The sequence below is a fragment of the Streptomyces albospinus genome, assembly GCF_014648695.1.
Classification (GTDB): Bacteria; Actinomycetota; Actinomycetes; order Streptomycetales; family Streptomycetaceae; genus Streptomyces; species Streptomyces albospinus.
This window is the reverse complement of record NZ_BMRP01000028.1, coordinates 48,107-73,889: the sequence shown is the minus strand read 5'-3', so window position 1 is coordinate 73,889 and position 25,783 is coordinate 48,107. Positions and strand designations below refer to the sequence as shown.

28 protein-coding genes and 1 tRNA gene are annotated in these 25,783 nt (G+C 68.6%); 11 read left to right on the top strand and 18 right to left on the bottom strand.

Going from position 1 to position 25,783, the window contains the following annotated elements; translation table 11 throughout:
* Positions 1–352: 352 nt before the first annotated feature.
* From pfkB to IEZ17_RS29470, 3 genes are all read right to left on the bottom strand, one after another.
* Positions 353–1,315 carry a 1-phosphofructokinase gene (gene pfkB / locus IEZ17_RS29480; protein WP_189305423.1) on the bottom strand — a complete coding sequence of 321 codons (963 nt, stop codon included), beginning with the start codon at positions 1,313–1,315 and terminating at the stop codon, positions 353–355.
* Complete coding sequence (locus IEZ17_RS29475) at positions 1,312–2,082, bottom strand: DeoR/GlpR family DNA-binding transcription regulator (protein WP_189305449.1); 771 nt, start codon at positions 2,080–2,082, stop codon at positions 1,312–1,314. Before IEZ17_RS29475 ends, pfkB begins: the two co-directional genes overlap by 4 nt.
* A gap of 323 nt (positions 2,083–2,405) precedes the next feature.
* Positions 2,406–3,407: a sigma-70 family RNA polymerase sigma factor gene (locus IEZ17_RS29470; RefSeq protein WP_189305422.1), complete on the bottom strand. Its 1,002-nt coding sequence runs from the start codon at positions 3,405–3,407 to the stop codon at positions 2,406–2,408.
* A 197-nt stretch (positions 3,408–3,604) separates the two neighbouring features.
* Between IEZ17_RS29470 and IEZ17_RS29465 the strand changes: the two genes are divergently transcribed.
* From IEZ17_RS29465 to IEZ17_RS29455, 3 genes are all read left to right on the top strand, one after another.
* Complete coding sequence (locus IEZ17_RS29465; protein ID WP_189305421.1) at positions 3,605–4,123, top strand: GNAT family N-acetyltransferase; 519 nt, start codon at positions 3,605–3,607, stop codon at positions 4,121–4,123.
* Between the two features lie 127 nt (positions 4,124–4,250).
* On the top strand, positions 4,251–4,790 hold the full coding sequence (locus IEZ17_RS29460) for a UbiA prenyltransferase family protein (protein ID WP_189305419.1): 540 nt from the start codon (positions 4,251–4,253) through the stop codon (positions 4,788–4,790).
* Positions 4,791–4,946: 156 nt separating this feature from the next.
* Positions 4,947–5,996 carry a questin oxidase family protein gene (locus IEZ17_RS29455; RefSeq protein WP_189305417.1) on the top strand — a complete coding sequence of 350 codons (1,050 nt, stop codon included), beginning with the start codon at positions 4,947–4,949 and terminating at the stop codon, positions 5,994–5,996.
* A gap of 36 nt (positions 5,997–6,032) precedes the next feature.
* Here the strand turns inward: IEZ17_RS29455 and IEZ17_RS29450 are convergent, their stop codons facing one another.
* Complete coding sequence (locus IEZ17_RS29450) at positions 6,033–6,800, bottom strand: dioxygenase family protein (RefSeq protein WP_373299979.1); 768 nt, start codon at positions 6,798–6,800, stop codon at positions 6,033–6,035.
* Positions 6,801–6,980: 180 nt separating this feature from the next.
* On the opposite strand from IEZ17_RS29450, the gene IEZ17_RS29445 reads away from it, so the two are divergent.
* Positions 6,981–7,478: a MarR family winged helix-turn-helix transcriptional regulator gene (locus IEZ17_RS29445; protein WP_189305413.1), complete on the top strand. Its 498-nt coding sequence runs from the start codon at positions 6,981–6,983 to the stop codon at positions 7,476–7,478.
* Between the two features lie 170 nt (positions 7,479–7,648).
* On the opposite strand, the gene IEZ17_RS29440 is transcribed toward IEZ17_RS29445, so the two are convergent.
* Positions 7,649–9,175, bottom strand: a complete 1,527-nt coding sequence (locus IEZ17_RS29440) for an MFS transporter (RefSeq protein ID WP_189305411.1) — start codon at positions 9,173–9,175, stop codon at positions 7,649–7,651.
* A 189-nt stretch (positions 9,176–9,364) separates the two neighbouring features.
* Positions 9,365–10,042, bottom strand: a complete 678-nt coding sequence (locus IEZ17_RS29435; protein ID WP_189305447.1) for a TetR/AcrR family transcriptional regulator — start codon at positions 10,040–10,042, stop codon at positions 9,365–9,367.
* Positions 10,043–10,276: 234 nt separating this feature from the next.
* On the opposite strand from IEZ17_RS29435, the gene IEZ17_RS29430 reads away from it, so the two are divergent.
* On the top strand, positions 10,277–11,683 hold the full coding sequence (locus IEZ17_RS29430) for a M6 family metalloprotease domain-containing protein (RefSeq protein WP_189305409.1): 1,407 nt from the start codon (positions 10,277–10,279) through the stop codon (positions 11,681–11,683).
* Here the strand turns inward: IEZ17_RS29430 and IEZ17_RS29425 are convergent.
* On the bottom strand, positions 11,634–12,284 hold the full coding sequence (locus tag IEZ17_RS29425) for a TetR family transcriptional regulator (protein ID WP_189305407.1): 651 nt from the start codon (positions 12,282–12,284) through the stop codon (positions 11,634–11,636). The two genes, IEZ17_RS29430 and IEZ17_RS29425, sit on opposite strands and share 50 nt — an antisense overlap.
* A 102-nt stretch (positions 12,285–12,386) precedes the next feature.
* On the opposite strand from IEZ17_RS29425, the gene IEZ17_RS29420 reads away from it, so the two are divergent.
* The 3 genes from IEZ17_RS29420 to IEZ17_RS29410 all read left to right on the top strand — a co-directional run bounded on the left by IEZ17_RS29420 (position 12,387) and on the right by IEZ17_RS29410 (position 13,000).
* Positions 12,387–12,551 carry a hypothetical protein gene (locus tag IEZ17_RS29420; RefSeq protein WP_189305405.1) on the top strand — a complete coding sequence of 55 codons (165 nt, stop codon included), beginning with the start codon at positions 12,387–12,389 and terminating at the stop codon, positions 12,549–12,551.
* Positions 12,548–12,832 carry a hypothetical protein gene (locus tag IEZ17_RS29415; protein ID WP_189305403.1) on the top strand — a complete coding sequence of 95 codons (285 nt, stop codon included), beginning with the start codon at positions 12,548–12,550 and terminating at the stop codon, positions 12,830–12,832. The genes IEZ17_RS29420 and IEZ17_RS29415 overlap by 4 nt, the downstream gene beginning before the upstream one ends.
* Before the next feature lie 92 nt (positions 12,833–12,924).
* A tRNA-Arg gene (locus IEZ17_RS29410) sits at positions 12,925–13,000 on the top strand.
* Between the two features lie 68 nt (positions 13,001–13,068).
* On the opposite strand, the gene IEZ17_RS29405 is transcribed toward IEZ17_RS29410, so the two are convergent.
* From IEZ17_RS29405 to IEZ17_RS29360, 10 genes are all read right to left on the bottom strand, one after another.
* Positions 13,069–14,220, bottom strand: coding sequence for a tyrosine-type recombinase/integrase (locus IEZ17_RS29405; RefSeq protein ID WP_189305401.1), 1,152 nt, complete (start codon positions 14,218–14,220; stop codon positions 13,069–13,071).
* Positions 14,220–14,408: a helix-turn-helix domain-containing protein gene (locus IEZ17_RS29400; RefSeq protein ID WP_088798294.1), complete on the bottom strand. Its 189-nt coding sequence runs from the start codon at positions 14,406–14,408 to the stop codon at positions 14,220–14,222. The genes IEZ17_RS29405 and IEZ17_RS29400 overlap by 1 nt, the downstream gene beginning before the upstream one ends.
* Complete coding sequence (locus tag IEZ17_RS29395; RefSeq protein WP_189305399.1) at positions 14,405–15,787, bottom strand: replication initiator; 1,383 nt, start codon at positions 15,785–15,787, stop codon at positions 14,405–14,407. Before IEZ17_RS29395 ends, IEZ17_RS29400 begins: the two co-directional genes overlap by 4 nt.
* A gap of 27 nt (positions 15,788–15,814) precedes the next feature.
* A complete protein-coding gene (locus IEZ17_RS29390; RefSeq protein ID WP_189305397.1) occupies positions 15,815–16,009 on the bottom strand; it encodes a hypothetical protein in 195 nt (64 codons plus the stop codon).
* A 13-nt stretch (positions 16,010–16,022) separates the two neighbouring features.
* The gene (locus IEZ17_RS29385) at positions 16,023–16,214 is read right to left on the bottom strand and encodes a mobile element transfer protein (RefSeq protein ID WP_189305395.1); all 192 of its coding nucleotides are present in this window, start codon (positions 16,212–16,214) and stop codon (positions 16,023–16,025) included.
* Entirely contained in the window at positions 16,214–16,399 is a 186-nt protein-coding gene (locus tag IEZ17_RS29380; RefSeq protein ID WP_189305393.1) for a hypothetical protein, read from the bottom strand. The genes IEZ17_RS29385 and IEZ17_RS29380 overlap by 1 nt, the downstream gene beginning before the upstream one ends.
* 15 nt (positions 16,400–16,414) lie before the next feature.
* Positions 16,415–17,107, bottom strand: a complete 693-nt coding sequence (locus tag IEZ17_RS29375; protein WP_229852776.1) for a DUF2637 domain-containing protein — start codon at positions 17,105–17,107, stop codon at positions 16,415–16,417.
* An 87-nt stretch (positions 17,108–17,194) separates the two neighbouring features.
* Complete coding sequence (locus tag IEZ17_RS29370) at positions 17,195–18,571, bottom strand: FtsK/SpoIIIE domain-containing protein (protein WP_189305389.1); 1,377 nt, start codon at positions 18,569–18,571, stop codon at positions 17,195–17,197.
* A 5-nt stretch (positions 18,572–18,576) separates the two neighbouring features.
* Positions 18,577–18,933 carry an SCO3933 family regulatory protein gene (locus IEZ17_RS29365; protein ID WP_189305387.1) on the bottom strand — a complete coding sequence of 119 codons (357 nt, stop codon included), beginning with the start codon at positions 18,931–18,933 and terminating at the stop codon, positions 18,577–18,579.
* 185 nt (positions 18,934–19,118) lie between these two features.
* Positions 19,119–19,907, bottom strand: a complete 789-nt coding sequence (locus tag IEZ17_RS29360; RefSeq protein WP_189305385.1) for a GntR family transcriptional regulator — start codon at positions 19,905–19,907, stop codon at positions 19,119–19,121.
* A 108-nt stretch (positions 19,908–20,015) separates the two neighbouring features.
* Between IEZ17_RS29360 and IEZ17_RS29355 the strand changes: the two genes are divergently transcribed.
* Genes IEZ17_RS29355 through IEZ17_RS29345 form a run of 3 tightly spaced genes read left to right on the top strand, consistent with a single transcriptional unit; the run spans position 20,016 to position 21,293 of the window.
* Complete coding sequence (locus tag IEZ17_RS29355) at positions 20,016–20,423, top strand: NUDIX hydrolase (protein WP_189305446.1); 408 nt, start codon at positions 20,016–20,018, stop codon at positions 20,421–20,423.
* A 46-nt stretch (positions 20,424–20,469) separates the two neighbouring features.
* Positions 20,470–20,892, top strand: coding sequence for a hypothetical protein (locus IEZ17_RS29350; RefSeq protein WP_229852766.1), 423 nt, complete (start codon positions 20,470–20,472; stop codon positions 20,890–20,892).
* Positions 20,889–21,293: a hypothetical protein gene (locus IEZ17_RS29345; RefSeq protein ID WP_189305383.1), complete on the top strand. Its 405-nt coding sequence runs from the start codon at positions 20,889–20,891 to the stop codon at positions 21,291–21,293. The genes IEZ17_RS29350 and IEZ17_RS29345 overlap by 4 nt, the downstream gene beginning before the upstream one ends.
* Positions 21,294–21,636: 343 nt before the next feature.
* On the opposite strand, the gene IEZ17_RS29340 is transcribed toward IEZ17_RS29345, so the two are convergent.
* Complete coding sequence (locus tag IEZ17_RS29340) at positions 21,637–25,374, bottom strand: NACHT domain-containing protein (protein ID WP_189305381.1); 3,738 nt, start codon at positions 25,372–25,374, stop codon at positions 21,637–21,639.
* Positions 25,375–25,783 lie beyond the last annotated feature (409 nt).

The window sequence follows — 25,783 nt, the reverse complement described above, 5'->3', positions numbered from 1 at the left end:
CCGCCCCGTGCCGGCCACCGCCCGCGGGGAGGCCCGGCCCGGCCGCGTGCGGGCACCCGCCGGACGTCCCGCACACCCCGCTCAGCGGCGCGAGGACGTTGTTCCGTGCGTAACCGCCTCAAGGTGCGCGGCCTCGGGGGCAGCCGCCGGCGCGGCCGTCCGCGGCGCGGCCGGCGACGAGGTGCGCAGGCCCTTGAGGAGGACGACCAGGCCGGCGGCGACGGCGAGGAGGTAGAGGAGGGGCCGGCCGATCAGGGGAGGGCCTGCCCTCCCGCCATTTCCGGCACCCCCCGAAGAAACGGGATCGGCGTACGGCATCGGACTTCAGCACGGAACGCCACCCGGCGCGCGCTCATGGCGCCGGTTCCGTCAACTCCCGGTCGAGCGGCACCTCGTCGGTCACCGTCACCTCCGCCGGCGCGAGATCCGCCGGCGCGAGATCCGCCGGCGCCGGCATCAGGCTGCCCGGCAGCTGGACGGCCGCCGCGCCGTGCGCCACCGCGGCGGCCAGCGCGGCCGGACCGGTGCCGCCCGCCGCGAGGAAGCCGGCCAGCGAGGCGTCCCCGGCGCCGACATTGCTGCGGACGGCGGCGACGGGGGCGCTGCCGAAGTGCGCTCCGGCCGCGTCCACCAGGAGTTGCCCGTCGGCGCCCAGCGACGCCAGGACGGCGCGGGCGCCCCGGGCGCGCAGCTCCTCGGCGGCCTCGACCGCGTCGCCGAGGGTGGCCAGGGGGCGGCCGACGGCCTGGGCGAGCTCCTCGGCGTTCGGCTTGACGACGTCGGGGCGTTCGCGCAGCGCCGCGGTCAGCGACGGGCCCGAGGTGTCCAGGGCGATCCGGGCGCCGGCGCGATGGGCGCGGGCGACCAGTTCGGCGTACCACTCGGGCGCCAACCCGCGCGGCAGGCTGCCGCAGCAGGCGATCCAGTCGGCGCCGGCGGAGCGCTCGCCGACCGTCGCCAGCAGCGCCTCGGACTCGTCGGCGGTCAGCTCGGGGCCGGTTGCGTTGATCTTGGTGAGGGTGCCGTCGGGCTCGGCGACGGCGATGTTGGTGCGGGTCTGCCCGGCCACCGGGACGCCCGCCACCTCGATGCCCTCGGCGGCCAGCAGCCCGGCCAGCGCCGCGCCCGCGGGGCCGCCCAGCGGCAGGACGGCGAGGGTGCGGTGCCGGGCGGCGGCGAGCGCGCGCGAGACGTTGACGCCCTTGCCGCCCGGGTCGATCCGGTCGGCGGTGGCGCGCAGCACGGCGCCGCGGTCCAGCGCCGGGATCTCGTAGGTGCGGTCCAGGCTGGGGTTGGGGGTGACGGTGAGGATCATGCGCGGACCACCTCCGTGCCGGCCCGCTCGATGGCGAGGGCGTCCTCGGGGCGCAGCCCGGTGTCGGTGATCAGCACGTCCACGTCCGACAGCTCGCCGAAGCGGGCGAAGTGCTGCTGCCCGAACTTCGCGGAGTCGGCGAGCAGTACGACCCGGCGGGCGGCGGCGATCAGCGCCCGCTTGACCGCGGCCTCGGCGAGGTCGGGGGTGGTCAGGCCGCCGTCGAGGGAGAAGCCGTTCGTCGCCAGGAACAGCACATCGGCGTTGATCTCCCGGTAGGCGCGGAGCGCCCAGTCGTCGACCGCGGCGCGCGTGCGGTGCCGGATCCGGCCGCCCACGAGGTGGAGGGTGAGGCCGGGGTGGTCGGCCAGCCGCGCGGCGACCGGCAGGCCGTGGGTGACCACGGTCAGCTCGGCCTCCAGCGGGATCTCGGCGGCGAGCCGGGCGGCGGTCGTACCGGCGTCCAGGATCACGCTGCCGGGGCCCTCGCCGCCGGGCAGCTCGGCGAGCGCGGCCCGCGCGATGCGCTGCTTCTCGTCGGCGGCCACCGCGTCCCGCTCGGCGAGGTCCGGCTCGAAGTCCAGCCGGCCGGCCGGGATGGCGCCGCCGTGCACCCGGCGCACCAGTCCGGCGCGGTCCAGCGCCTTCAGATCGCGCCGTACGGTCTCGGCGGTGACCTGGAACTCCTCCGCGAGGGAGAGCACGTCCACCCGCCCGCTCTCACGGGCGAGCCGCAGGATCTCCTGCTGGCGCTCCGGTGCATACATCTGCGTCTGTGTCCGTTCCATGCCCGAACCTGTGGTTTCCCGGCGATGCTACGTCGGGCCATCCGGGAAGTAAACAGACTCAGACATCAGTCGGACCCAAACGGGCATCGAGGGTCGCGGCATGCCGCACGCTCGGCCGGCGGCCCCGGGGCCGTTACCGGCACAACCGCTACCGGCACAACGGAGCCCCGACGCCGCAACGGCACCGGGGCTCGCTCCACAGATATGCCGCCCGGAGGCATCTCGCCTCCAGGGGTGGCGCACGGACCGGCGGCCGTCCCGGCCGTCCCGCAGTGCGCCGGATCGCCGGATCGCCGGGCGGGTCAGGCCGCCGCGTCGAACCCGGTGTCCCGGGCCATCCGCTTCAGCTCCAGCAGCGCATGCTTCTCGATCTGCCGGATCCGCTCGCGGGTGAGGCCGTGCTGCTTGCCGACCTCGGTCAGGGTGCGCTCGCGGCCGTCCTCGATGCCGTAGCGGGCCTTGATGATCGAGGCGGTGCGCTGGTCGAGGCGGTCGATCAGGTCCTCCAGCTCCTCGCTGCGCAGCAGCGTGAGCACGGACTGCTCGGGGGAGGCCGCGGAGGTGTCCTCCAGCAGGTCGCCGAACTGGGTGTCGCCGTCGTCGTCCACCGACATGTTCAGGCTGACCGGGTCGCGGGCCCAGTCCAGGACGTCGGTGATGCGGGCGGGCGTCGAGCCCAGCTCGCCGGCCACCTCCGCCGGCTCGGGGTCGCGGCCGTTCTCGCGGTTGAACTCGCGCTGCACCCGGCGGATCCGGCCCAGCTCCTCCACGAGGTGGACGGGCAGCCGGATCGTGCGGGACTGGTCGGCGATGGAGCGGGTGATGGCCTGGCGGATCCACCACGTCGCGTACGTCGAGAACTTGAAGCCCTTGGCGTAGTCGAACTTCTCCACGGCGCGGACCAGACCGGCGTTGCCCTCCTGGATCAGGTCCAGCAGGGGGAGGCCGGCGCGCGGGTAACGGCGGGCGACGGCGACGACCAGCCGCAGATTGGACCGGATGAAGACATCCTTGGCCCTTTCGCCCTCGGCGGCCAGCGCCTCCAGCTCCTCGCGGCCGGCGCCCGCGGCATTGCCGTCGGCGACCTCGCCGTCCAGGATCTGCCGGGCGTACACACCCGCCTCGATGGTCTGGGACAGCTCGACCTCCTTGGCGGCGTCGAGCAGCGGCGTACGCGCGATCTCGTCGAGGTACATGCCGACCAGGTCGCGGTCGGCGATCTCCCCGCCTCCGGCGCGAACGCTGGTGGCCCCATCAGATCCACTGGTACTGGCCTGACTACGGGCGACGGCACGGGTTGCCATGCGTGTGCTCCCTTTGCGATGAGTCGGTCGCGGGACGGTGGGCGGGTCGATGGTCCGTCGGTTGCTCTCCGGACTGCCGATGCTCGACCGGCTGACCCGTCCGAAGGAAACAACGGCTGGAATCCGGACAGAATTCCCAAGCCGCGCCGCTATTTTTCTGATCATGCAGTACCCTGCCCCCTCACCAGGGAGGCCGGATGCCGTCCGAAGGAGGGGAAGTGCAGGTCAGAGCGGGCGTCGAGACGGACCTCGCAGCGCTTACGGATCTTTACAACCACTACATCCGTGAGACGCCCGTCACATTCGACACGGAGCCCTTCAGCCCGGAGCGACGTCGCCCGTGGCTGCTCTCCCACCCTCAAGACGGCCCACACCGCCTTCTGGTTGCGCAGGACCCCGGCGGCGCCCTGCTCGGATACGCGACCAGCAGCGCCTTCCGCCCCAAGGCCGCGTACGCCACCTCCGTCGAGACCACCGTCTACTGCGCCCCGCAGGCCGCCGGGCGGGGCGTCGGCACGCTGCTCTACTCGGCCCTGTTCGAGGCGCTGGCCGGCGAGGACGTGCACCGCGCCTACGCGGGCATCGCCCAGCCCAACGAGGCGTCCGTCCGCCTGCACGCCCGCTTCGGCTTCCGCCACATCGGCACGTACACCGAGGTGGGCCGCAAGTTCGGGCGCTACTGGGACGTGGCCTGGTACCAGAAGGACCTGGCCTGAGGCGGAGGGGCCGGGCCGAGGCGGATCCGGACCGCGGCGGCCGTCCGCGAGGTCCCTGATCCAGTTGACGCACCCGGCCCCCGGGTGTCGCCTGGACAGGAAGAGGGGCGAACGAGAGGAGCCCGTCATGGACCAGCACTCCCACGGCGACCAGCACTCCCACCAGGGCCCGGCACACGAGGCGCTGGCGGCCCGCTCCCACGGCACCGTCGAACCCGAACACGGCGCGACGGCCCTCCGGCAGGAAGGCGCCGGCACGGTCCACCGCACACCGCTCTCCGTGGCGCTCCCCGTCATCGCAGCGCTCGGCTTCGGCTGCTACACGATCTGGCTCGACCACACCAGCGGAGCCTCGGGCGGCCAGGCCGCGCTCCGCGGGCTGATCGCCGCGGTGGTCTCCGGGGCCCTGGGGGTGACCCTGGTGCACTTCGGCCCGACCATGATCACCGAGACCCGCGCCCTGGCGTACGCGGCGCTCTTCGGTACGTCGATGGGCTGGCTCTACTCCGTCAGCGGACCCTCCGTCCTCAAGTCGTCGGGCTGGGGCGTGGTCATGTTCGCCGTGATGTTCGTGGTCTCGCTCTACGCCTTCCGCACCCACCGCGTCCGCGAGCCGCACGGCCTGCACCGCCCGCACACCGCACACCTCCCGCACACCGCGCACTGAGCGCCGCCGGACACCGCCGAGGACCCGGCCCCGCGCGCCACCGCGGCGCACCCGCCCACCCGCCGCGGTCCGACCAACGCCGTAGGCCCGCGGGCCCGTTGGGGATCCGCCCGCAGACCGTTACGGACCGGTCGGGGGCCGACCTAGCCTCGGGCCATGGATACGACGAGCGGCACACTCGACGAAGCCCTGGAGCGCCTGCACGCCACCGGCCCCGAATTCCGCGGGTATCTGGCCAATCACGGCCCGATGGCCGTGGAGGCGCTCGTCCGGCACGGCCAGGCGCGTACGGTCCACCGCTGGCTCGACGACTACACCACCAAGCTGGAGGACGTACCGCGCGCGCAGTCCGCGATCACCGACGCCAACTGGCGGCAGGCACTGGGCGATCCGCGCCGGGTCACCGACTGGACCGCGTACCTGTCGCGCCAGGTCTCCGAACGCCCCTGGCGCGAGGTGCTCACCGAATGGTGGCCGCGGCTGCTGCCCGGTATCGCGGGCGCCGCGACGCACCCGGTCATCCGCGTCGGCCACGCCGTACGGACCTTGCTGGAGCAGGGCGAAGAGGAGCCCCGCCGCGCGGAGTTGGCGCATGCGATCGGCTACTGGGCAGCCCGCCACACCACCCTGCCGGTGTCCGCGGACCCCGGCGGGACCGCCTCGCCCGCCGACGCGCTCGCCGGCCTCCCGCGCGTCGCCGACCAGCAGACCTCCGTCCTCGGCGGGCTGGCCCAGCTGCCCGGTACGGAGGGCTGGACGGCGGCGGCCGGCCGGCTGCGCGCCCCGCGGGACCCGGACGACGCCCGCGATCTGCTGGCCGCGGTCGTCCGGGCCGCCACCCACCGCTATCGCGACCACGGACACGGCAACGCCGTCCTGCTGGTGCACGCGGCCACCGCCCCGAACGCCGTGCTGCGCACCCTCCCGGCGCTCCCCCGCGACCTCTGGGCGGCCTCGCTCGGCGCGGCCTGGACGGCGAGCGCCGCCCTCACCTCCGTCTACTCCCCCGGCGCGCCGCTGCCTCCCCTGGCGGCCGGGGCGCTCACCCCGGAGGAGGTCTTCGCACGGGCCGCCGCCCACGGCGACGCGCATGCGGTCAAGCTGACCGACACGGCGCTGGACGTGGCCTCCTGGACCGAGGACGGCGACGACCGCGCCCTGTCGGCCGCCCTCCGCTCCCTGGAGCTGATCGCGCCGGGCACCTGACCGGTGCGCCCGCCCGGCCGGTGCCGGGCGCGCCCCTCAGCCGTACTGCACCGACCGCTTGGCCAGCCCCATCCAGTAGCCGTCGATCACGCTGCGCCCGCTGCCCAGCTGTCCCTGGGCGTCGGCGGCGCCCAGGGTCACGAACAGCGGCGCGAAGTGCTCGGTGCGCGGATGGGCGAGGGCGCCAGCCGGCGCCTTGTGCGTGAAGTCGAAGAGCGCGTCGAGGTCCTGGTCCTCCAGGGCCCGCCGCCCCCAGTCGTCGAACTCCGCCGACCAGGCGGGCGTACCGTTCGCGGACTGCCGCAGCGCCGCCAGGTTGTGGGTGAAGAAGCCGCTGCCGACGATCAGTACGCCCTCCTCGCGCAGCGGCGCGAGCCGGCGCCCGATCGCGTAGAGCCGCCGCGGGTCGAGGGTGGGCAGCGACATCTGGAGCACCGGGACATCGGCGTCCGGGTACATCTCGACGAGCGGGACGTACGCCCCGTGGTCGAGCCCGCGGTCGGGGATGTCCTCGACGGGCGTGCCCGGCGTCCGCAGCGTCCGGCGGATCCGCTCGGCGAGCTCCGGGGCGCCGAGGGCCGGGTAGCGCACCCGGTAGTAGTGCTCGGGGAAGCCCCAGAAGTCGTAGACCAGCGGCACCGTCTCGGTGGCGCCGAGCGCGAGCGGGGCCTCTTCCCAGTGGGCGGAGACGATCAGTACGGCCTCGGGGCGGGGCAGCTGCGCGGACCAGGCGGCCAGTTGCCCCGGCCAGACCGGGTCGTCGGCGAGCGGCGGAGCACCATGACTGAGATACAGGGCGGGCATTACGGACATAACGGCTCCACGGCGTCACACTGGCGTTAGTCGGTGCCCCACGAACATTCTTCGCGCCCGGGTACGGCCGTACCGAGGTGCGTTTACTTGAATCTTCAAGAGGGCAATCTCAGCCTAACTCCACGTTGTTAAATGTTCAATAACTCGTGGAGCGGTGAGAGAGTGGATGGCATGAGCAACGAACCCCCAACCGAGCCACGCTGGCTCACCGACGAGGAGCAGCACGCCTGGCAGTCCTACCTCCACGCCACGACGCTCCTGGAGGACCACCTCGACCGCCAGCTACAGCGCGACGCCGGGATGCCGCACATCTATTACGGCCTGCTCGTCCAGCTCTCCCGTGCGCCGCGGCGCCGGATGCGGATGACCGAGCTGGCCCAGAACGCCAAGATCACGCGGTCCCGCCTCTCGCACGCCGTGGCCCGCCTGGAGAAGAACGGCTGGGTACGGCGCGAGGACTGCCCGTCCGACAAGCGCGGCCAGAACGCCCACCTCACGGACGAGGGCATGCGGGTTCTGGAGAAAGCCGCGCCCGGACATGTCGCCGCGGTGCGCGCCGCGATCTTCGACCGGCTCTCCGCGGAGCAGATAAACCAACTCGACGAGATCTGCGGGGTCATGGCCGAGGGGCTGCAACCGCAAGGCGCCGACCTCCCCTGGCTCCGCTGACGTTCAGCGGCACCAAGGGAGGCCGGCGCAGAGGCACGCGATCGAGTGGTTTCGAGGTGGAGGGGGCCGGGGGCGCGGGGGCGTACGCGCGCCGTCGGCGCCCTGTGGCGTACGCGCCCTTCAGGAGGTCCCGGCGCCCCCGTACCCGCCCCGTACGGCTTCGCGCCCGCTCAGTGCACCATCACCGGAATCTGCGCATCCGCCTCGGCCGCACCCGCGGCGGCGTCCTCGTCCGACGCGGCGGCCGGCGAACCGGCACCCGGCCGCCCGGTGTTGATGAAGGTGAAGGCGATCACCGCCGCCAGCGCCAGGATGCCGACCGCCCACCAGATGGCCGTGGTGTAGCCGTGCACCATCGACTGGAGCTTGAGCAGATCCGCCGACCGCGCCCCGGCCGCGTGCGCGGTGGCGTAGGCGGTGGTGGCGCTGGCCGCGATGGTGTTCAGCAGGGCGGTACCGATCGCGCCGCCCACCTGCTGCGAGGTGTTGACCATCGCGGAGGCGACACCGGCGTCGCGCGGCTGCACGCCGTGCGTGGCCAGCGACATCGCCGGCATGAACGCGGTACCCATCCCGAGGCCCATCAGCACGAAGCCGGGCAGGATCAGCGCCGGGTAGGACGTGTCCAGGTCGATCTGGCTCAGGACCAGCATGCCGAGCGCGGCGACCGTGAAGCCGGGCGCCATCAGGTACCGCGGCCGGACCCGGGTCATCAGCCGGGCGCCGATCTGCGTCGAGCCGGTGATCATGCCCGCGACCATCGGGAGGAAGGCCAGACCGGTCACGACCGGCGTGTAGCCCTTCACGATCTGGAGGTAGTAGGTCAGGAAGAGGAAGAGACCGAACATGCCGATCACGGCCAGGCCCAGCGACGCGTAGACACCGGCGCGGTTCCGCTCGGCGACCACCCGCAGCGGCAGCAGCGGCGCCTTCACCCTGGACTCGACCAGGACGAACGCCAGCAGCAGCACCGCCGCCGCGGCGAACAGCGCCAGCGGCCGGTTCCCCAGCCAGCCGTCCGACTCGACCCGGGTGAAGCCGTAGACCAGCGAGACCAGGCCGAGCGTGGCCAGGATGACGCCGGGGACGTCCAGCCGGGAGGGGTTGCGGCCCTCTGCGGGCTCGCGGATCACCAGGACGGCACCGGTCGCGGCGATCACCGCGAACGGGATGTTCACGAAGAAGGTCCAGCGCCAGTTCATGTACTCGGTCAGCACACCGCCGAGGATCAGCCCGACCGCGCCACCGCCACCGGCGATCGCACCGAAGATGCCGAACGCCTTGGCGCGCTCCCGGGCTTCGGTGAAGGTCACCGCCAGCAGCGACAGCGCCGACGGCGCCAGCAGCGCACCGAAGACGCCCTGCAACGCCCGCGCGCCCAGCAGCATCCCTTCGTTGACCGCGGCCCCGCCGAGCGCGGAGGCGACCGCGAAGCCGACGAGCCCGACGATGAAGGTGCGCCGCCGTCCCCACAGATCGGCCACCCGGCCGCCGAAGAGCAGCAGCCCGCCGAAGGCCAGCGCATAGGCCGTGATGACCCACTGCCGGTTGGCGTCGCTGATGCCGAGGTCCGTCTGGGCGGAGGGCAGCGCGATGTTCACGATCGTCGCGTCGAGGACGACCATCAGCTGCGCGAGGGCGATGAATATGAGCGCTTTCCAGCGCCGCGGATCGACGTGGTTGGCTGTTTCAGGCATGGCGAGATCCACCTAGTGGTGCGGTGAGCGAATAACGGGACGGTGTTCCACGGGACGGGCGTCTCGCGCGGGACGGACGTGCGACGGGACAGGGAATCGGGACGACAGGACGGACGCGGCGGCCGGCAGGGACGCGCCACCGCGCGGACGGCCCCGTGTGGTCCTACGGGGCCGGCGAGCGCTACGGGCTCACGGGCGGTGGTGCCTCAGGTCCTCCAACGTGGCGGCGGATCCGGGAAGTTCGGACCGGCCGGGCGCCCGCAGACCGTCCAGGAACAACTGGAGATGCCGGTGCACGAACTTGTCGAAGTCGAGACAGCCTCCCCCAGACTTCGTCCGGGGGTACCCCCATCCCGGCAGCGGGCGGGTGAGCTGGGTGAGCGCGACCATCAGATCACCGACGGCGATGTCGGTGCGCAGCTGGCCGCTGTCGCGCGCGGCGCCCATGACGGCCTCGACGGCCGCCTCCAGGCGCTCGCTCGCGGCGAGCAGATCGGGATGGGCCGGGTCGATGCCGTCCGAGAGCAGCGTGCACAGCGCCCCGATCCGCTCCTCCACCGCAGCGTGGACAAAGCGCCGCAGCGCTTCAAAGGCATCTGGCTCCTCGGCGAGGGCACTCTCCGCGCGGTCCGCGGTACGGGACATGACGGAGAGCGTGACGTGGTGGATCAACTCCTGGCGATCCGCGAAGTGACGATAAAGCGTCGCATTGCCGACACCCGCACGTCGAGCGATTTCATCGAACGGGACCTCGGCCCCGAACTCGACCATCGTCTCCCGGGCGGCTGCGATGATCCGCTCCCGGTTGCGCAGCGCATCGGCCCGCAGCCGGGGCTGCGCACCCGTACCGCAACGCAGCGAAGCGATCACGTCGGCACACTCCTCTCTCGTCACTCCTGGACGCACGAACCGGGGATGCGTTCCCCGGTTCGCCCCACGCACGGTTAAACGGGGACCGTCTCCCCGGATATTTCCGGCCACCCTGTGACGTGGGCCACTCATGGCCGAACCCCCGCCGGACCGACACGCCGCCCCCCGGCGACCCTCCATTTGACGCAGCCCCGCGCGCCGGTCAAGATCCCCCGCCGCAAGCTGAAAAGCATGAGGCAGAAGCTCTGCGCGGCACTGGCCGCAGGCGCGACCACCGTGGCCGCTGCCGTCGTTCTGTCCTCGCACCCCGGCGCCGTCGCCCTACCGCCCGCCGCCGGCACCCCGCCCTCGCACCCCGCCGCCGCGCTACGGCCCGCCGCCGGCGCTCCGCCCGCCGGCCCCTGCGCCCTGCGCGGCATCAGCGACGACGTCTCCGAAGCCGCCCCCACCCCCGCCGGCTTCGCCCACTCCTCCGGCACCGTCCGGGCCCTCACGCTCTTCGTCGACTTCCCGGACGCCCCCGCCCGGCTGTCGCCCATGGCCCGCTTCGCCGAGTTCTTCCCGGCCGCCACGGACTACTTCCGCACCAGCTCGTACGGCCGACTGAACTACGTCCCCCGCCCCTTCTTCCGATGGCTGCGGATGTCCCGCCCCCTGGAGGAGTACGGCATCACCCGCGGCGCCGAGTTCGACCCGTCCTCGAACAGCGGCTACCACGCGCTCTCCCGGGAGATCGTGCACGCCGTCGACCCGTACGTGGATTTCCGCGACTACGACGTCATCAACATCATCACCACCCCCAACGCGGGCCCGCCGGCCACCCGTACGGTCCTGTCGGTGACCTTCAGCGGCAGCGACCTGGGCCTGAAGACCGGCCGCGGGAAGCCGTTCACGAACGTGTCGTTCATCTGGAGCCGGCAGACCGGGCTGAGCGCCTTCCGGGTCATCAACCACGAGAACGCCCATTCCTTCGGCCTGCCCGACCTCTATTTCACCGAGGACCGGGACGGCCCGACCCCGGTCGGCCACTGGGACCCGATGGACGAGGACTGGGGACCGACCAACGACTTCCTCGGCTGGCACAAGTGGAAGATGGGCTGGCTCACCCCCGGCCAGGTGCACTGCGCACCCACCGGCGGAACGCCCGCCGACCACACCCTCACCCCGGTCTCCACGCCCGGCGGCACCAAGATCGTCATCATCCCGACCGGCCCGCACAGCGGCTTCGTCGTCGAGGCCCGCACCAGCGGCCTGCTCGACCCGATCGTCTGCCGCCCCGGCGTCCTCATCTACCACGTGGCCACCGACGTCCGCACGGGCCACGCGCCCATCCGCGTCATCGACGCCACCCCGCACAGCCGCGGCTGCTACACCGGGGCCCCCAACGTCGACCCGGACCTGACGGACGCCCCCTTCCGCCCCGGCCAGACCTTCAGGGACCACACGAGCGGCGTCACCGTCACCGTCCTCGCCGAGAACACGGACGGCACCTACCGCGTACGCGTCACCCCCGCCCACCCCCGGCAACTCCCCCCGGACCCGCCCGCCCCACCTCCCCTCCCCCTGCCGCCCCTCACACCCCCTCCCCTTACACCACCTCCCCTCCCTCCTCCTTCCAGTGGCGCCGCCCGATACTGATCAGCCGCAGCTGCCGCCGCGACCGCGACACGACCTCTTCCGCCGCCCCCTCCGCCCCGTCCTCCGCCGCATCGATCAGCTCCGCGGCCGTCGTCACCAGCCGGTCCACATACAGCTCGGCCAGCATCCGCATGTCCTCGTCCCGCCAACCCGCCGACACCGGCTGCGACTTGAGCACCTCCGCAACCTCCTCCGTGAACCGTGCCAGCTCCCCCGCAATCGCCTGCCGCACGGCCCGCACACCGCCGTGCCGCTCACGCGCCACGAACCGCACGTGGGCGGGGTGTTCCCGCACATGCCGCTCGACGACCGCGACCGTACGGTCTATCCGCTCCTCCGCCCCGGCCTGCTCGACGAGGATCGCGCGCACCATGGCGTGCAGACTCCCCAGCGCCTCCTCGACCAGCGCCACGCCCAGCTCCCCCAGATCCCGGAAGTGCCGGTAGAACGCGGTCGGGGCGATGCCCACCACCCGCGTCACCTCGCGCAGCCCCAGACTGCTCAGGCTCTGCTCCTCCAGCAGCCCGAGCGCCGCATCGAGGAGCGCCTGACGGGTCTTCTGCTTCTGGGCCTGCCGGACTCCACCCACACTGTGACTCATGTCATCCAGTAAACAACCGTTCTCCGAACCATTCCACTCCCGCACAGTCGTAGACTGAAGATGTCAGTGAACAACTGTCCTCCGAATTCCGAAAGGAAGATCATGCTCTTCCTCGTCGCAGCCCTCCTCCTGATGGGGATCGCGCTGGGCACCGCGGCACACCTCCCCCTCCCCGTCACCCTCGTCGCCGCCGCCGCCATCGCCACCTGGCTGATCATCTTCTCCGTACGCGAGCGCCGCCACCGGGCCGAGGGAGCCACCCGATGAGCACCGCCACCAACACCCACGGGACCGCCGAGCCCGCCCGCCCCGCCCGCTCCCACGCGGACGGCATGGCCGTGGCCTCCTTCATCCTGGGCCTGCTCGGCACCCTGGTCCTGAACATCGTGCTGGGCCCCTGCGCCCTGGTCCTCGGCACCCTCGCCCTGACCCGCGGCACCAACCGCCGCGGACGCGCCCTCCTGGGCATCGCCCTCGGCGCCGCCGACCTTCTCCTCCTCGCCGCACTCACCGCCGCCGACGGCACCCTCAGCTGGCACATCGGCTGACCACCCACGGCTCACCACAAAGCCCCGCACTCCACGCCCCCCACCCGCCATCCGCTACGCTTGTCGCCGGATCGGATCACCCAGATCCCCCCGCCTCCGTAGCTCAGGGGATAGAGCACCGCTCTCCTAAAGCGGGTGTCGGCAGTTCGAATCTGCCCGGGGGCACCAGCAGGAAGGCCACCTAGGAACGTTCCTAGGTGGCCTTTGACATCCACACCTGACATCAACGGGTGCGGTCACTGGCGACCGGGACGCCTCCTCAACAGCCGGTCCATGTGGCTCATGGCCTCACGTTGGGTGTCCTGCACCACGTGTGTGTACACGTCCATGGTGATGCTGATCTGCGAGTGCCCCAGGATCTCCATCACCACGCGGGGCGCAACTCCGGCCGCCGTGAGGAGCGTGGCCGTGCCGTGCCGAGCGTCGTGCAGCCGGACCACGCGGAGGCCGGCGGAAGCGGCGACACGGGTGAAGGAACGGTAGACGTTCCGCGGCTCGACGGGGCGACCTGTGCGAGTCGTGAAGACGTAGCCGGCCTCCCGCCACCTCTCCCCCGCCTTGGCTCGTACATCGGCCTGCCGCATCCGGTGCCAGCGAAGCGGCGCGATGCACAGCGCGGGCAGCGGGACGGCACGACGGCGACGGCTCTTCGGATCGTCGTCGTACAAGACACCACGGCGGCGTTGCGTCTGCTGGCGGACGTAGAGAACGCGGCTGTCGAGATCGATGTCTGTCCAGCGGAGACCGACGATCTCTCCCCGACGGAGGCCCATTGCGATAGCCAGCACGAAGGCCGCGTAGAGCGGATCAGTGCGGGCAGCGGCAAGAAAGTCCAACGTCTCGTTCAGCGTCCAGGGCTTCACCTCCCGTGAGTCGGTGCGGGGCGGCTCGACGAGCTTCGCGACGTTGCGTGTGATCAGCTCCTCACGGCAGGCCGAGGACAACGCCGAGCGCAGAACTCGATGCGATTCCTTGGCCGTTGCCGCCGTGGTCTGCTTCTCCAGGCGGACGAGGAAACGGCGGACATCCGCGACGCCGAGGGATTCGAGCCGCTTCGCGCCGAGCATGGGCACAAGGTAGAGCCGGGCATGCGACTCGTACTTGTCGTACGTGCTGAGCTTCCGACGAGGCTTGATCACGTTGTCGAGCCAGTAGGGCAGCCATTCGGCGAGCTTGGCCGACCTGGTGGGCACGGGTACGCCCTGGTCCACCTTGTCGAGGAGTTCGCGGCGCTTGGCGTCGCATTCGGTCCAGGTCTTGCCGTAGGCGTACTTGCGGGCGCGGGTGCCGTCGGGTTGGAGGACGTACACGGCAGCTTGGTATCGGCCGTCCTTGCGCTGGGTGATGGTGCCGGCCCCGTTGGGGTTCCGCTTGCGCTGTGGGGGCATCAGGCGGCCTCCTCGATCCGGTCGCGGATGTAGTCCTGCAAGGCGTTCTCGGGGATTCGGCGGCAGCGGCCTTCGGTGATCGAGGTGAGGCGCTTGGAGCGGATGAGGTCGTAGACCTTGGAGCGTCCGTACTTCAGCCGTGCCATGACCTCCGGCACGGTCAGCAGTTGCCCGGTGGCGGTGGTCATGTGCGGTTGTCTCCTTCGGGGTTGAGGTCGGCGTGGAGTTCGCGGTCGTGTTTGGGGTCGGGATGGATGGTGGTGGCGAGCCAGGACTCGCCGGCGGTGAGACCGGTTCCGGCGAAGGACCAGTGGGAGAGGACGAGCGTGGTCTCGTCGTTGTCGGCGGGGGCCGGCTCCGGGGAATTCGCTTGGGCTTGGAGCCGTCGCCATTCGGCGCGGGCGGTGCGGAGGGCGCCGAGCGTGGTCGAGTAGCGACGGGTCTTGGTGGAGAAGTGGCCGCGGAAGCCGAGCATGTGGGCCCAGGCGCGTAGCCGGAGGTCTTCCAGGTCGCGCCGTCCACCGAGGGCCCAGGCGGTGCGGATCATGCGGCGTGCATGGTCGCTGATGTCGAGCTGGGCAAGTTCGGCGAGGAACTTGAGTGGCCGGTCCAGGGTGCCCGTGGCCGTCTCGGCGCCCTTGGTGGCGTACTTGGCGATGTACGCAGCTACCGCGCGTTCGGTCAGCTCGGTGCCGCCGTCGAAGTCCGCGGATCGGATCGGGCGGATGTCGAGCTGCTTGCCGAACGCGAAGGTGTGGGCCCTGCCATCGACCACTGGGCCCGGCACGGTGGCGTTGGTGGTGGCGGCCTGGATGGCGTCGGTCAGGAGGTCTGCGGTGGCCCATGCGGGGGGCGAGGTGTCGCCGCCGGCCGGGCCGTCGAGGCGGATCACGGCGTGGAAGTGGACTGCGCCGCGCTTTTGGTACTCGGCGACCTTGGCGAAGGACACGCGAGCGTGGTGCCGGAAGGCCCGTTGGGACAGGCCCGCTCGCTTGGCGATCTCTCGCCGCAGGTAGATCGAGAAGCGCCGCCACAGGGCGCCGGCGTGGGCGTTCCACAGCACTGCCGACTCGTAGTCGTACGTCTCGGAGTTGAGTGCGGTGCCCAGCTCAGGGGCGCCGTCGGGGTGCCGTGTGCCGCAGCGACAGGGGCGGACCGTTCCGCTGGTTCCCGTAGGGCGGTTGTGGACTGGGCCGAATGACGGGGCGGTGAATGTGGCGAACACGCGTGGGTGGGCGGCGACTTGTTCGGGGGTTTCTTTGCCGCCGCGGAGCCCGGCGGTGATGAGCTGGTAGGTGTCGCGGCGGTAGGTCTCGGCGCAGGCGGGGCACCGGGTGGTGCGGCGGTTGTTGCAGCGGACCAGGAGGTGGCCGGCGGGCAGGTCGGTGGCGTGCAGCTCGGAGAGGATCTGTCCGGTGGTGGGGTGGATCTCGGTGCGGTGACCGTCGAGGCGGATGGGCTGGCCGCACCCGCCCAGGCCCCGGAGTTGCCGGAGCAGGGCGGGCATGGTGCCCAGCGAGGCCAGAGCAGCCAGGTGCTTGATCGGCGGCGTGGTGTGGGCGGGCATCGAGCGAACGTCTCCTTGGCTAGTCGTCTAGATGTGTTTGCCGTTGACGATGTGGACCCCGGTGCGGGTGCCGGACTCCACGGCGGGTGCGAGGAAGGTGTGGGCGAGCCAGAAGCCGAAGAGGGCGATCACGATGGCGGCCCACATACGGATGCCGAGGAACTTGATCGCGGCCCAGGCGATGACGCCGAGGACGAAGACGAGGGGCAGGGTGATGGTCACGGGCGAGGGCCTTTCAGCGGACCGGGCAGCGGTGGGTACGGGCAGCCAGCTCGGCGGCGGCGCGGCTGTCATAGTCGGCGGAGAAGCCGCAACGCGGGGCAGTGCACGCGGCGGTGTGCTTCTCCCGGCCCCTCGCGTCGTAGGCGGTGCCGACCCGGACGGGGCCGATGCGGACGAGGTTGCGGAAGCGGCGGTTGGCGGGCATCAGCGTTCCTCCGGCTTGCGTACGAAGTCGTCGGCGTGCTCGGTGAGCCAGCAGCCGATCTCTTCGCTCTCCTCCGGGTCGGCGGCGAGGATGACGGGCTCGGCGGTGGCCATGGCCTCAACGAAGCGGCCAGCACGGGTGAGTTCGGCAGCGCGCTGTAATGCGCGCAGGGTGGACGGACGCACGGGGGTGATCTCCTTTCACAGCTGGGCGGCGACGGCTTCAGCGAGTTGTGCGGGGACGCCGAGGCGGGCGCGCAGGGTCGTGGTGTCGATGGGGGCGCCGGTACGGGTGCGGTGGTCAGCGGCGACCTTTCGGGCGTAGTCGACCAGGGCGGCCGGGACGGACGGCGCTGGGAGCGCGGGGCCAGGCGACGCCGCCGGGGCGGGTTCGAGCTCTGGCGCCTCGTCGCTGGGCTTGAACTTGACTGGTTCCGGCTCGGGTTCGGGCTCCGCGGGCACCGGGCCGGGCGCCGGAGTGTTGACCTGTTCCGGCTCAGGCTCGGGTGCGGTCTCGACCTCAGCCGGTCGAGGGCTGGAGTGCGCGAGCAGAGTTCCGCCGAGGAAGGCGACCGCGGGCCATCCGGCGACGAGGATGCGCAGCCAGGCCGGTACTGCGTGGACGTCGAGCAGGCCGGCGGTTGCCACGTTGGCGCCGAGTGAGGCGGTCAACGCGATGACGAACCAGCACCACCCGGCCCGCTTGGCCGCCCCGGACCGCAGCCGCCGCCAAGCCGCCACAAGCAACAGGTCCACCGAGACCGGATAGGCCCAGCCTTTCCAACCGTCCTGTCCGGCCACCGCGGCGATGTCGTGCAGGTGGGCGAACGACAGGGCAGCAGCGATGACGGCTTGGACGAGCACCGCATCTACGCGGCCCATGTAGGCCCGCAGCATGGACGGACCTCCTTCCGATTTCTGGCATGGATCGGGTAGGGACCTGGCGCGAGGTGGTCGCACCCACCGTTGAGGGAAGGTGGGTTAGCCGGTCACCGGCAGCGGCTTGACCAGCGAAACCGGCGGGTTAGCGGGCCCAACCGGTACGACGGGCCGGAAGCGATCGAGCGCCGGAACGTCCGGCACCAGGTGGGCCGAGGCGGCGCACACGGCGGCAGCGTCGGCGAGCGACAGATACGGGGTGCGGATGCGGGACCAGCCGCCGGAGGTGTCCCCAGCGACAGCCAGGCCGGGCCGTTCGGGTGCGATGGCACAAGCGGCGCCAACGGCCTCGGGAGCGATGTCACCAAGAGCCATCTTGGCCGAGGCTTCGTCGTTGACCCGGTGGCAGACCCGCCCGGTGAGCTGGGCGCGGAGCATGGTGGCGCCCTTGCCCAGCTCGGCGCCGAACCGTTGGCCGCACACCTCCAGGTAGATGCCGGCGGCGCGACCGAGTTGGGCGAGGCGGATGAGCTGGGTGACCATCTCGTCCCGCCGTTCCTCGTCCTTACGGGTGGCGACCATGAACAGCTCGGCTACCTCGTCCACGAACACCACCACGGGCACAGGCCGTTCGGACTCCGGCAGGCCCCAGATGTCGGAGGTGATCTCCTCGTCCGGGGTCCCCGGGGCGATACCCTGCCGGGCCTTGATCAGGTCGTACCGATCTTCCATCAACTGCACCAGTACCGGCAGCAGGTCAGCCGCTTGCCCCGGCTCGGTGGCCAGCGCCGACAACCGCGGGGCAAACGGCGCCAACTCCACACCCCGCTTGCAGTCGATCCCGACCAGCGCGACCGGCTGCGGGGCGAGCCCTGCGACCAGGTGGCGTTGGAACATCGACTTGCCCGAAAGCGTGGCCCCCAGGGTGAGTTGATGCGGGGTCGTGCGGTAGTCGCGGACGTACGCGGTCGCGTCCTCCCTCAGCGCCACCGAGACCTTGAGGAACCCGCCCTCGGTCTTCCGCGGCATACGGACCTTACGGAGCACGTCGAAGCCGACGAGCCGCAGTTCGACCACGCCCGGCTTGACCTCGGAGACGTACACGGCGTGAACGCCCCAAGCGTGCCGCAGCCGTTCGGCCGAAGCCGCCACGTCCGCCGGCTCCTGCCCCGGCGCCAGGCGCAGCCGGACCCGCATGCCCGTCGAGGTCGGCCGGATCAGGCCCCGACGAGGCGGAACCGGCCGCACCTCGCGCCGAGTCGTCGCCTGGACGAACAGGGCCCGGAGCCGCGACGGCTGAACGGTCAGCCCACACGCCTCCATCGTCGAGCCGTACGTGCCCAGCATCCGGGCCGTGGATATCGGCAGTCCAGCCGTGCACCAGAAAGCGGCCGGATGCTTCGCCCGGAGGTAGGCACCCCCGCCACCAAGCGCGGCGACCGGAGCACCCACCTCCATCAACGTCAGCAGATCGGACACGGCGATCAGGCCCCCACCGCAGCCGGGACCTGGAACTCGGCGGGCATCACGGCGGTTGCCCGGAAGGCGATGCCGTGCCGCGCCTGTCCGTTGAACGTGGACTCCCACGGCCGGGCCACCAGACCGGCCAGCGAGACCGGAGCCCCGACCGTCAGCCCCTCGGTCAGTCCCTTCTCCGGAACGGTGACCTTGACCAGCGACGACTCGCCCTCCTCGATGTAGACGACCCCGACCGTCCACAGCACGTCACCGGTGTTGGCGTCGGTGGCGACCTCACCGGTTCGCCGGTCCTTCAGCTTCTTCTCCGGAGCCTCGGTCAGCAGGATCGTGGCCGCCGAGGTCTCAACGCGGATGGAACGCAATGCTTTCTCCTTCTCCATGACAGCTAGTCGTCTAGACAAGCTGCCGCCTTTGCCCCCGATGGCTCGGGAACCTGCGGACCACTATGACATAGAGACGGCTACTCGTCTATATGAGTTCCCTGTCTCGTGTGTACGAGTCGGCAGAGGAGGGGCGGAAGCACGTCAGCGTTCCATCCGCCCAGCCATCAGGTAGCCGGGAGCTGGTAGTTGAGGACGTACGCGTCGGCGGCCATCACCGTGTCGCAGACCTCAACCGCACGCCCCTCGGTGTCATACGCGGTACGGATCAGGTGAATCACCGGGACGCCAGCGGCCAGCCGGAGCGTCTTGACCTCATGGGGCGAGGGCATCCGGGCGCGGATCTCCTCGTCGAAGTGGTCGAGGCGGTGCCCCAGCTCTTCCAGCCGGGCGTAGATGCCGCCGGGGCCGGGGTTGGGCTCGGCGATCGGGGTGCCCGTCGCCAGGTCGAGCGGGATGTACGACGTAGCGAACTCGACCGGCCGGCCGTCGAGCAGGTAGCGGCGGCGACGAGCCAGCACTCGGCGCGGCCCGCCCAGGCGCGTGGCGATGTCCTGCGAGGGCCGCTCCTCCTTCACCTCCAGGCTGTCCACCTCCGGCCGGCTCCCCGCGGCTTCCGCCTCCACGGTGAACGCCGACTTCCCCTGATCACGGTGCCGCCGGGCGAAGCGGTCCGAGGCCAGCCGCCGGACCGGCGGACGCGGCCGGACGAAGACACCCTTGCCATGCTCGGAGACCACCAGGCCCTCGCCCTGGAGGACGGACAGGGAGTTGCGGACGGTCATCCGCGACACCCCGTAGTGCTCGACCAGCTCAGTCTCCGACGGGAGCTTGTCGCCCTCCTTGTACCGGCCCTTGTCGATCGCTTCGCGCAGCTGGTCGGCGATCTGCCGGAACACCGCCCGGTCGCTGGTGGGGTCCAGCGCGCCGAGCGCGGCGGTAGTCTGTGCGGGCATTTCCACTCCTACAGGTATCTAGACGAGCGGCTGACTCTGGTTGCTACCGTGGGAAGCCTAGCCAGCCGAGGGGATCGAAGTTCCGTGAGCACCGAGCGCCCGCACTCCGTGAGCGTCGCCGGCGTCATCGTCGACGACCGGGGCCGTGCTCTGCTCATACAGCGCCGGGACAACGGCCAATGGGAACCGCCCGGCGGTGTACTCGAACGCGGGGAGACCATCCCCGAAGCCCTCCAGCGCGAGGTACTCGAAGAGACCGGCATCAAGATCGCCCTCCCGGCGACCCTGACCGGCATCTACAAGAACATGACCGGCTTGATCGTCTCGATGGTCTTCCGCTGCGAAGCGATCGACGGCATCCCCACCACTGGCGAAGAGACTCGCGCCCTGCGCTGGGTCACCCGTGAGGAAGTCACCGAGCTCGCCGACGAGGCGTACGCGATCCGCGTCCTGGACGCCCTTGACGCGGCCTCGCCACCCGCCGTGCGGGCGCACGACGGCGTGAAACTCATCTAGCTCGAACCCACTGCCCATAGCGGCCTACCAGCACAAAGGAGCTTGTATGGACGAGTATACGAGCAGTCGCCTAGCTGTTGGACTCGAACACTCAAGTTCGCTGGAGAAAGTTGGCCTTGGCGGGTGGGCGCTGTACGGCATCGGCCGTGATCAAGCGATTGGCGCTGGTGCCGGCTACCGGTGCGAGGCCGTCGCTCATGCACCCCACGAAGGCCATTCCGTCTCTCTCGGCTTACGCTCCGCGGCCACTCCACGCCTGGCACTGCGTTGGCTTCGCGGCCGAGCCACCGACATCACCGACCAGCTCGACGCCCCGGCAGCCCGACCGGTCCGCCACTGGCTCAGCGATCAGGCCGCCCACGAGTACGCGCTCCTCGCCCTCACCCGAGGCGACTCCTACCTCTTCACGATCTACGACGAAGCCACCCGCTACACGCTGTCAGTGAGTCCCGCATGGAACGCGAAATGAACCACGTAGCCCTGCCTGCACTTCGCCCCGGATACTGGTGCGAGTGCTGGACTCAGAGCCCGGCGACCGGCGAGGCTCCCGTCCTACTCGCCTCCTGCGAGGCCGACAACGCCGTCCAAGCCGTCCGATGGATACGCATCGCACTCCGCACGATCACCTCAGCCCTTGAACCCGAGGCAGCCGCACGCGCCCAAAGCTGGCTGGCCGGCGGCTACGTGAGCGCCATCGAGACCCTTGCGTACACCACGCCTTACGCCATCACCATCAGCCACCGAGACACCCGCATCGAGTGGACCGCCCGACCCGTGCTCTTCCTCGGCCTGGCCCACCGCGAGGCGGCCGAACTCCCTGCATGCGCCGAGAAGTTCACGCCACGACCGAAAGCCCCCACGCCTTACTGAGTAACAACTTTCTCTACGGGTTCAAGGCGGCTCGCTCGCGCTCGCCGCGCGCGGCCCAGCCCCCGGCCGGGCCTGCGCTCCTGTCTCCGCCCCGCTCCAGCCCGGCCGGAGCCCGTCCCGCGCGCTCAACGATCAGCCGCTTGCGGCCAGAGAAGGGGTACGCCGTAGCTGGGGCGGTCGGCTCCACGGCTTTAGGCAGCCACTTTGGCGCGAGCCTCTAAGATCATGGCCCCAACGTCGTGCTTTACCGGGCAGGTCCACAGACTGCCCGACGCGCCGGAAGCTTACGGGGCCATGATCACTCGCGCCAAAGCAGCTCCAGCCCAAAGCCGCTCCGCCGACCTCAGTCTTCTTCGAACCAGCCGCCACGCTCTGCAACTCTTGATAGAGGAACTGTCTTTTCCGCCAGCGCCCTCCGCATGCTGGTCTCTGCTACCCGAACCAAAAAAATCGGATACGAGACAGCGTTACTTGCGATTTTGCGAGCCACCTCCACAGGCATGTTGACGGACGGTCGCATGTATCCCAGGTGCGACATTGAAAGTCCTGTCGCTCGATAAGCCCGCTTAATTCTGTCAATTTCCGCACCCCAATCCACATGCCCAGATCGAATGCCGTCAATTGCGCAACCGAAAATAGCATCATGAATGTAAGGTTCGTCACCGATATAGCTCGATAGATACCTATCTACAATTTCTTGCCGCACGCCACCATTAGACCAAATTGAAAGAATGGCAGCGAGTCGAGGGCTCATCACTTCAGGCAGTAAATCGACGCGCACATCGCGATATACGCCGAGCCATCCTCGGATTTGTTCGATGCCACTAACCAGTCGCTCACCCTCCCGGGCGTGCAGGCTCTCGACCACATCGTCGAGCTCACCGCAGACCTTCGCGAGCGTAGCAGGGCCGCAGAAGGACAAAGCCACCAAAGCCCAAATTTGCCGCTTTTCTGGATCCGCTGCTCCAAGCTGTTTTTTCCACCACGCGGCGTTTCCTGCTTGCAGCCGCGCATATCTGACTCGATCAACCACGCTCACGGACTCATCAAACAGCTCACTGATTGGCACTTCACCTCTCTTACCGCGCTTAGCGGCAAGCGAAAGCGCACAAGCCATACCCCATACAGGCCATTTCTGCCCCAGAATGGACTCGACTTTTCTAACGTATTCAGCGAATGCACCATCTGATGTGGGAGAGCCTTCTTGCTGAGGAGCACCCAGAAGCTCCTGAAATGCCCGAACCACCGCGTCAACCTTGGCTTCGTGGGCAGGAGCTACTTCGCTCTCGCTCTGCGGCAGGTTAAAGCCCACCACACGAGCTAGGTTTTCGCCGTATGTACGTCGAATATCATGATGGTTCCTCAAAAGAGGCATAGGGTTGAGCGCAACACACAACAGATCCACTGCAGATTTGATTCTACGAGGAGATCGGAATCCCGCAATGAAACCATCGAATAGGGTATCTCTGAAATGCTCAAGAAGATCAGAGCGCTGAGCAAAGTAGCTCGCCCTGCCGGCAGCAATCATTGCCCCGATCACTTGGGCATCAAAAGGAACACCGAACTCCGTGAAGATCCTGAGCAAGGCTTCGTCGCCCTGGAAATTTAGAACCCCTAGGAAGTAGCCAGACCAAACCCAAGAGATTTTCTCATCGCTGGAGGAGAGAAGAGAGAACCCATCCAGCCACAGAAGATAGAGTTCTTCGCGAGTGCCATTCTTCTGCGCGAGTGCGGTGATCGAGACCTGTATGTCCCGTGGCGGTGCTCCGCTTAGAACACTTAGACAGCGCTCAAGGAGTTCGGTGCGCCCGCAGCCGTCGGGCAGAGTAATGGGCTCACCGCCGCTTGTGCTGTAACGGTCATCACCAAGAAGGGAGCGATATCCGTCCTTGTCTAGGATGAGTTCGATCACCTTTTTAAGGCTTCGAGGGTTTTGACTGAAGACCCAATCAGCCACAAGAGTTGCAGCGAGCGACCGAGGGTGGGACGTAAGGCCTAGGTCGCCATCGGCGCAGAGAACCTCCAGTCTGTCGACAAGTGACGGCAACTCACCCTTGCTGAAGCAGCCTGCGTAGAACCGCGTCACGTTGAGCCAATGGGTACTACGCGCTACAGCGTCAAACCGCTCATCCTTTGTCCCACGTCTTGGGCTTCCTACAGGGCTGTAAGGTGCGGTTTCGTAGAGAAACCGACCGGCGAAGTATTCTCGCAGCGGTTGCACTTCAAACTCAAATAGGCCTTCAACTGCACCAACGAGGAAAACAACACGCTGCGCGAGGCCAGTAAATAGGTCCTTCGTCCAAGCCGGGTCTCTTCCCTCCGAGATAAGATAATCCTTGATCACTTCCCGAAGGCGACTAGCTTCGATTTTCCCGAGAGCTCTACCCGTCTCCGCTTCGCTATGCAGGAGCCAAGCAAGGTAACGATGCAGGTCAATTAGCACCTCTTGATGTTTCTTTACAATTTCACTTTTTTCGGCTTCGCGAGCCAGGAAGAGCTCAACGTAAATATCGTATAGTGCTGTCCGCTTATCAGGGAGACTTCCTCCCCGCGTATGAATTACCGTGAGCAAAATGGCAAGCTGCATGGGGTTACGCGCAAGGTCGCGCATGTGCGGCTGATCTAGCTTCTCGGCCAGCGTTTTGCGTAGATTAGCCGTTTCTTTCGGCTTCAGACGACGCGACTTCGCCCACCGCTCTGAGTATTCTTCAATCAGAGGCCGGCCAAGTCGCGTCAGGGTCCACCGCTGAAACAGCTTGGACGGGAACTCAGATACCTCGGCCAATGCTGAGGGTCTTGTCGTAACCAGCATTTGAAGTGCAGCTGCGGACTCTTTCATCCTCCTGGCCGCAGAGCCAATCTCCTTCACCATGTCATTGCGAAGGCGGACCTCTGCAACTTCATCCAGGCCGTCAAGAACAATGAGGAGCGAGCTGGAACGCGCGACAGCAGAGAGATCGTCTACAGTGAAGGTCCGGCCACCTGACTGCTCACTAATCAACGCGCTGATGAACGACTCAAGAGACTTAGACGATTGCACCGGCCTCTGCGATTCAGCTTCTGGGCCAAACGGATTCTTACCCGAAAGCCAAGTTGCGTATTCTCGCAGGTCCACTCTAATCGGGAAGCGGACAGACTTAGCCTGATGTTCTCTGGGGAGAGCGGCGAACTCGACTTTTCCCAGAACGCGCATTCTATGCACTTGGCATACATACTGTGCTAGCGTTGATTTTCCTTGCCCAGGACCTCCTTCTAGCACGACCAGGTCGGAGAGTTTTGCTATGTCGTCATGGAGGAGCAACCTAGCTGCACCAATGGGCTCATCTCGATCGTTAAGTGACCCACCACGTTGGGCGATCTGTTGAACGATTTGGCGAATCTGTAGCGCACGCTTCTCTTCCTTGCGGCGCCCCTCTTCGTGAGCCAAAGGAATGACCGCAGGGACATCGACAAAGAGATTGAGGATTTCGTTGCTCAGCTCGACCTGCTTGAAGCGTACTTCGTTGTCCATGTCGAACTGTTCCGCAGCAAAGCTTCTCAAGACATCGAGGCGATTACCCAATAGGTCGCCCCCGATGGATTCCGCCAAGGCTTGCAGTACGTCGGTGCCACGGAGCATGTCCGGATATGCCCATCTGACGTCAGCATGACCGTCACATCTCCGGTCCAGATCGTCCCTCCACCAAGCGCGAATAGGAACGGGAGAATTCGCGTTTAGCAGCTCGTTTAGAGTGTCAATAGAGCCCGAATCCGGAAATGCCGTTCCAGGAACGTTGGATACTAGAATATACTCAATCGCACCCTTCCTGCGCTTCAGAATTTCCAGAATCTTGGGAATTTCGCCCTTCATTGTGTCGACCAGCCACTTATGGACGTCGTCGATAGTGAAAGGATTCCTGACGAACTTGACTTGGAATACTCGATAGCTTCCCTGTGTATTCGCGAACATCTGGACGGCATCTCGACCGCCGTCCCTTTGCCCAACGGGGAAACACTGCGTGCCTGGGTACTCAAGTGAGATGAGCGCCTGGCAAAGTTGCTGAAACCGCTCAGGGTCCAGTTGCTCGTAGAGGTATGTCAACTGAGTCCAACCTTCCCAACTGGCCGAGCAGAAACGGGCCCTGACAGCCTTGAGGATGCCAGGCTACCGCTGTCAGTCCCAGGAAGGATGAAGCCTGGAGGTATCCAACGTGACCGACCTTGCCGAGATTCATCGCTCTGCCTCACCCCGTAGAGCTCGTAGCGGGGTCTTGGGCTCGTCTCCGCGAGGCAGCGCCAGCAGATCAGACTGCAGGCCAACGAGACGATGCCGTGGACTTCGAGGCGACGTTCCCGGCGCACGGGCAGACGCTTGAACTGGCGGAGCAGGGCGAAGGATTGTTCGACGACCCTGCGGAGCTGGGCCAGGCCTTCGATGTTAGGGCCGGTCAGACGCCGTCCCGCCTTGCCGGCGGTAGCAGCACCGCCGCAGACACCTCTGTCTTGGCCGT

Excerpts from the sequence above, each read along its gene's own strand:
- IEZ17_RS29455 (WP_189305417.1), top strand. The coding sequence starts at position 4,947 with ATGGATACGACGAGCGGCACACTCGACGAAGCCCTGGAGCGCCTGCAC.
- IEZ17_RS29360 (WP_189305385.1), bottom strand. The coding sequence starts at position 19,907 with ATGCCCGCACAGACTACCGCCGCGCTCGGCGCGCTGGACCCCACCAGC.
- IEZ17_RS29440 (WP_189305411.1), bottom strand. The coding sequence starts at position 9,175 with ATGCCTGAAACAGCCAACCACGTCGATCCGCGGCGCTGGAAAGCGCTC.
- IEZ17_RS29420 (WP_189305405.1), top strand. The coding sequence starts at position 12,387 with ATGCTCTTCCTCGTCGCAGCCCTCCTCCTGATGGGGATCGCGCTGGGC.
- IEZ17_RS29460 (WP_189305419.1), top strand. The coding sequence starts at position 4,251 with ATGGACCAGCACTCCCACGGCGACCAGCACTCCCACCAGGGCCCGGCA.
- IEZ17_RS29395 (WP_189305399.1), bottom strand. The coding sequence starts at position 15,787 with ATGCCCGCCCACACCACGCCGCCGATCAAGCACCTGGCTGCTCTGGCC.
- IEZ17_RS29415 (WP_189305403.1), top strand. The coding sequence starts at position 12,548 with ATGAGCACCGCCACCAACACCCACGGGACCGCCGAGCCCGCCCGCCCC.
- IEZ17_RS29445 (WP_189305413.1), top strand. The coding sequence starts at position 6,981 with ATGAGCAACGAACCCCCAACCGAGCCACGCTGGCTCACCGACGAGGAG.
- IEZ17_RS29405 (WP_189305401.1), bottom strand. The coding sequence starts at position 14,220 with ATGCCCCCACAGCGCAAGCGGAACCCCAACGGGGCCGGCACCATCACC.
- IEZ17_RS29425 (WP_189305407.1), bottom strand. The coding sequence starts at position 12,284 with ATGAGTCACAGTGTGGGTGGAGTCCGGCAGGCCCAGAAGCAGAAGACC.
- IEZ17_RS29345 (WP_189305383.1), top strand. The coding sequence starts at position 20,889 with ATGAACCACGTAGCCCTGCCTGCACTTCGCCCCGGATACTGGTGCGAG.
- IEZ17_RS29385 (WP_189305395.1), bottom strand. The coding sequence starts at position 16,214 with ATGCCCGCCAACCGCCGCTTCCGCAACCTCGTCCGCATCGGCCCCGTC.
- IEZ17_RS29430 (WP_189305409.1), top strand. The coding sequence starts at position 10,277 with ATGAGGCAGAAGCTCTGCGCGGCACTGGCCGCAGGCGCGACCACCGTG.
- IEZ17_RS29350 (WP_229852766.1), top strand. The coding sequence starts at position 20,470 with ATGGACGAGTATACGAGCAGTCGCCTAGCTGTTGGACTCGAACACTCA.
- IEZ17_RS29465 (WP_189305421.1), top strand. The coding sequence starts at position 3,605 with ATGCCGTCCGAAGGAGGGGAAGTGCAGGTCAGAGCGGGCGTCGAGACG.
- IEZ17_RS29470 (WP_189305422.1), bottom strand. The coding sequence starts at position 3,407 with ATGGCAACCCGTGCCGTCGCCCGTAGTCAGGCCAGTACCAGTGGATCT.
- IEZ17_RS29475 (WP_189305449.1), bottom strand. The coding sequence starts at position 2,082 with ATGTATGCACCGGAGCGCCAGCAGGAGATCCTGCGGCTCGCCCGTGAG.
- IEZ17_RS29400 (WP_088798294.1), bottom strand. The coding sequence starts at position 14,408 with ATGACCACCGCCACCGGGCAACTGCTGACCGTGCCGGAGGTCATGGCA.
- IEZ17_RS29450 (WP_373299979.1), bottom strand. The coding sequence starts at position 6,800 with ATGCCCGCCCTGTATCTCAGTCATGGTGCTCCGCCGCTCGCCGACGAC.
- pfkB (WP_189305423.1), bottom strand. The coding sequence starts at position 1,315 with ATGATCCTCACCGTCACCCCCAACCCCAGCCTGGACCGCACCTACGAG.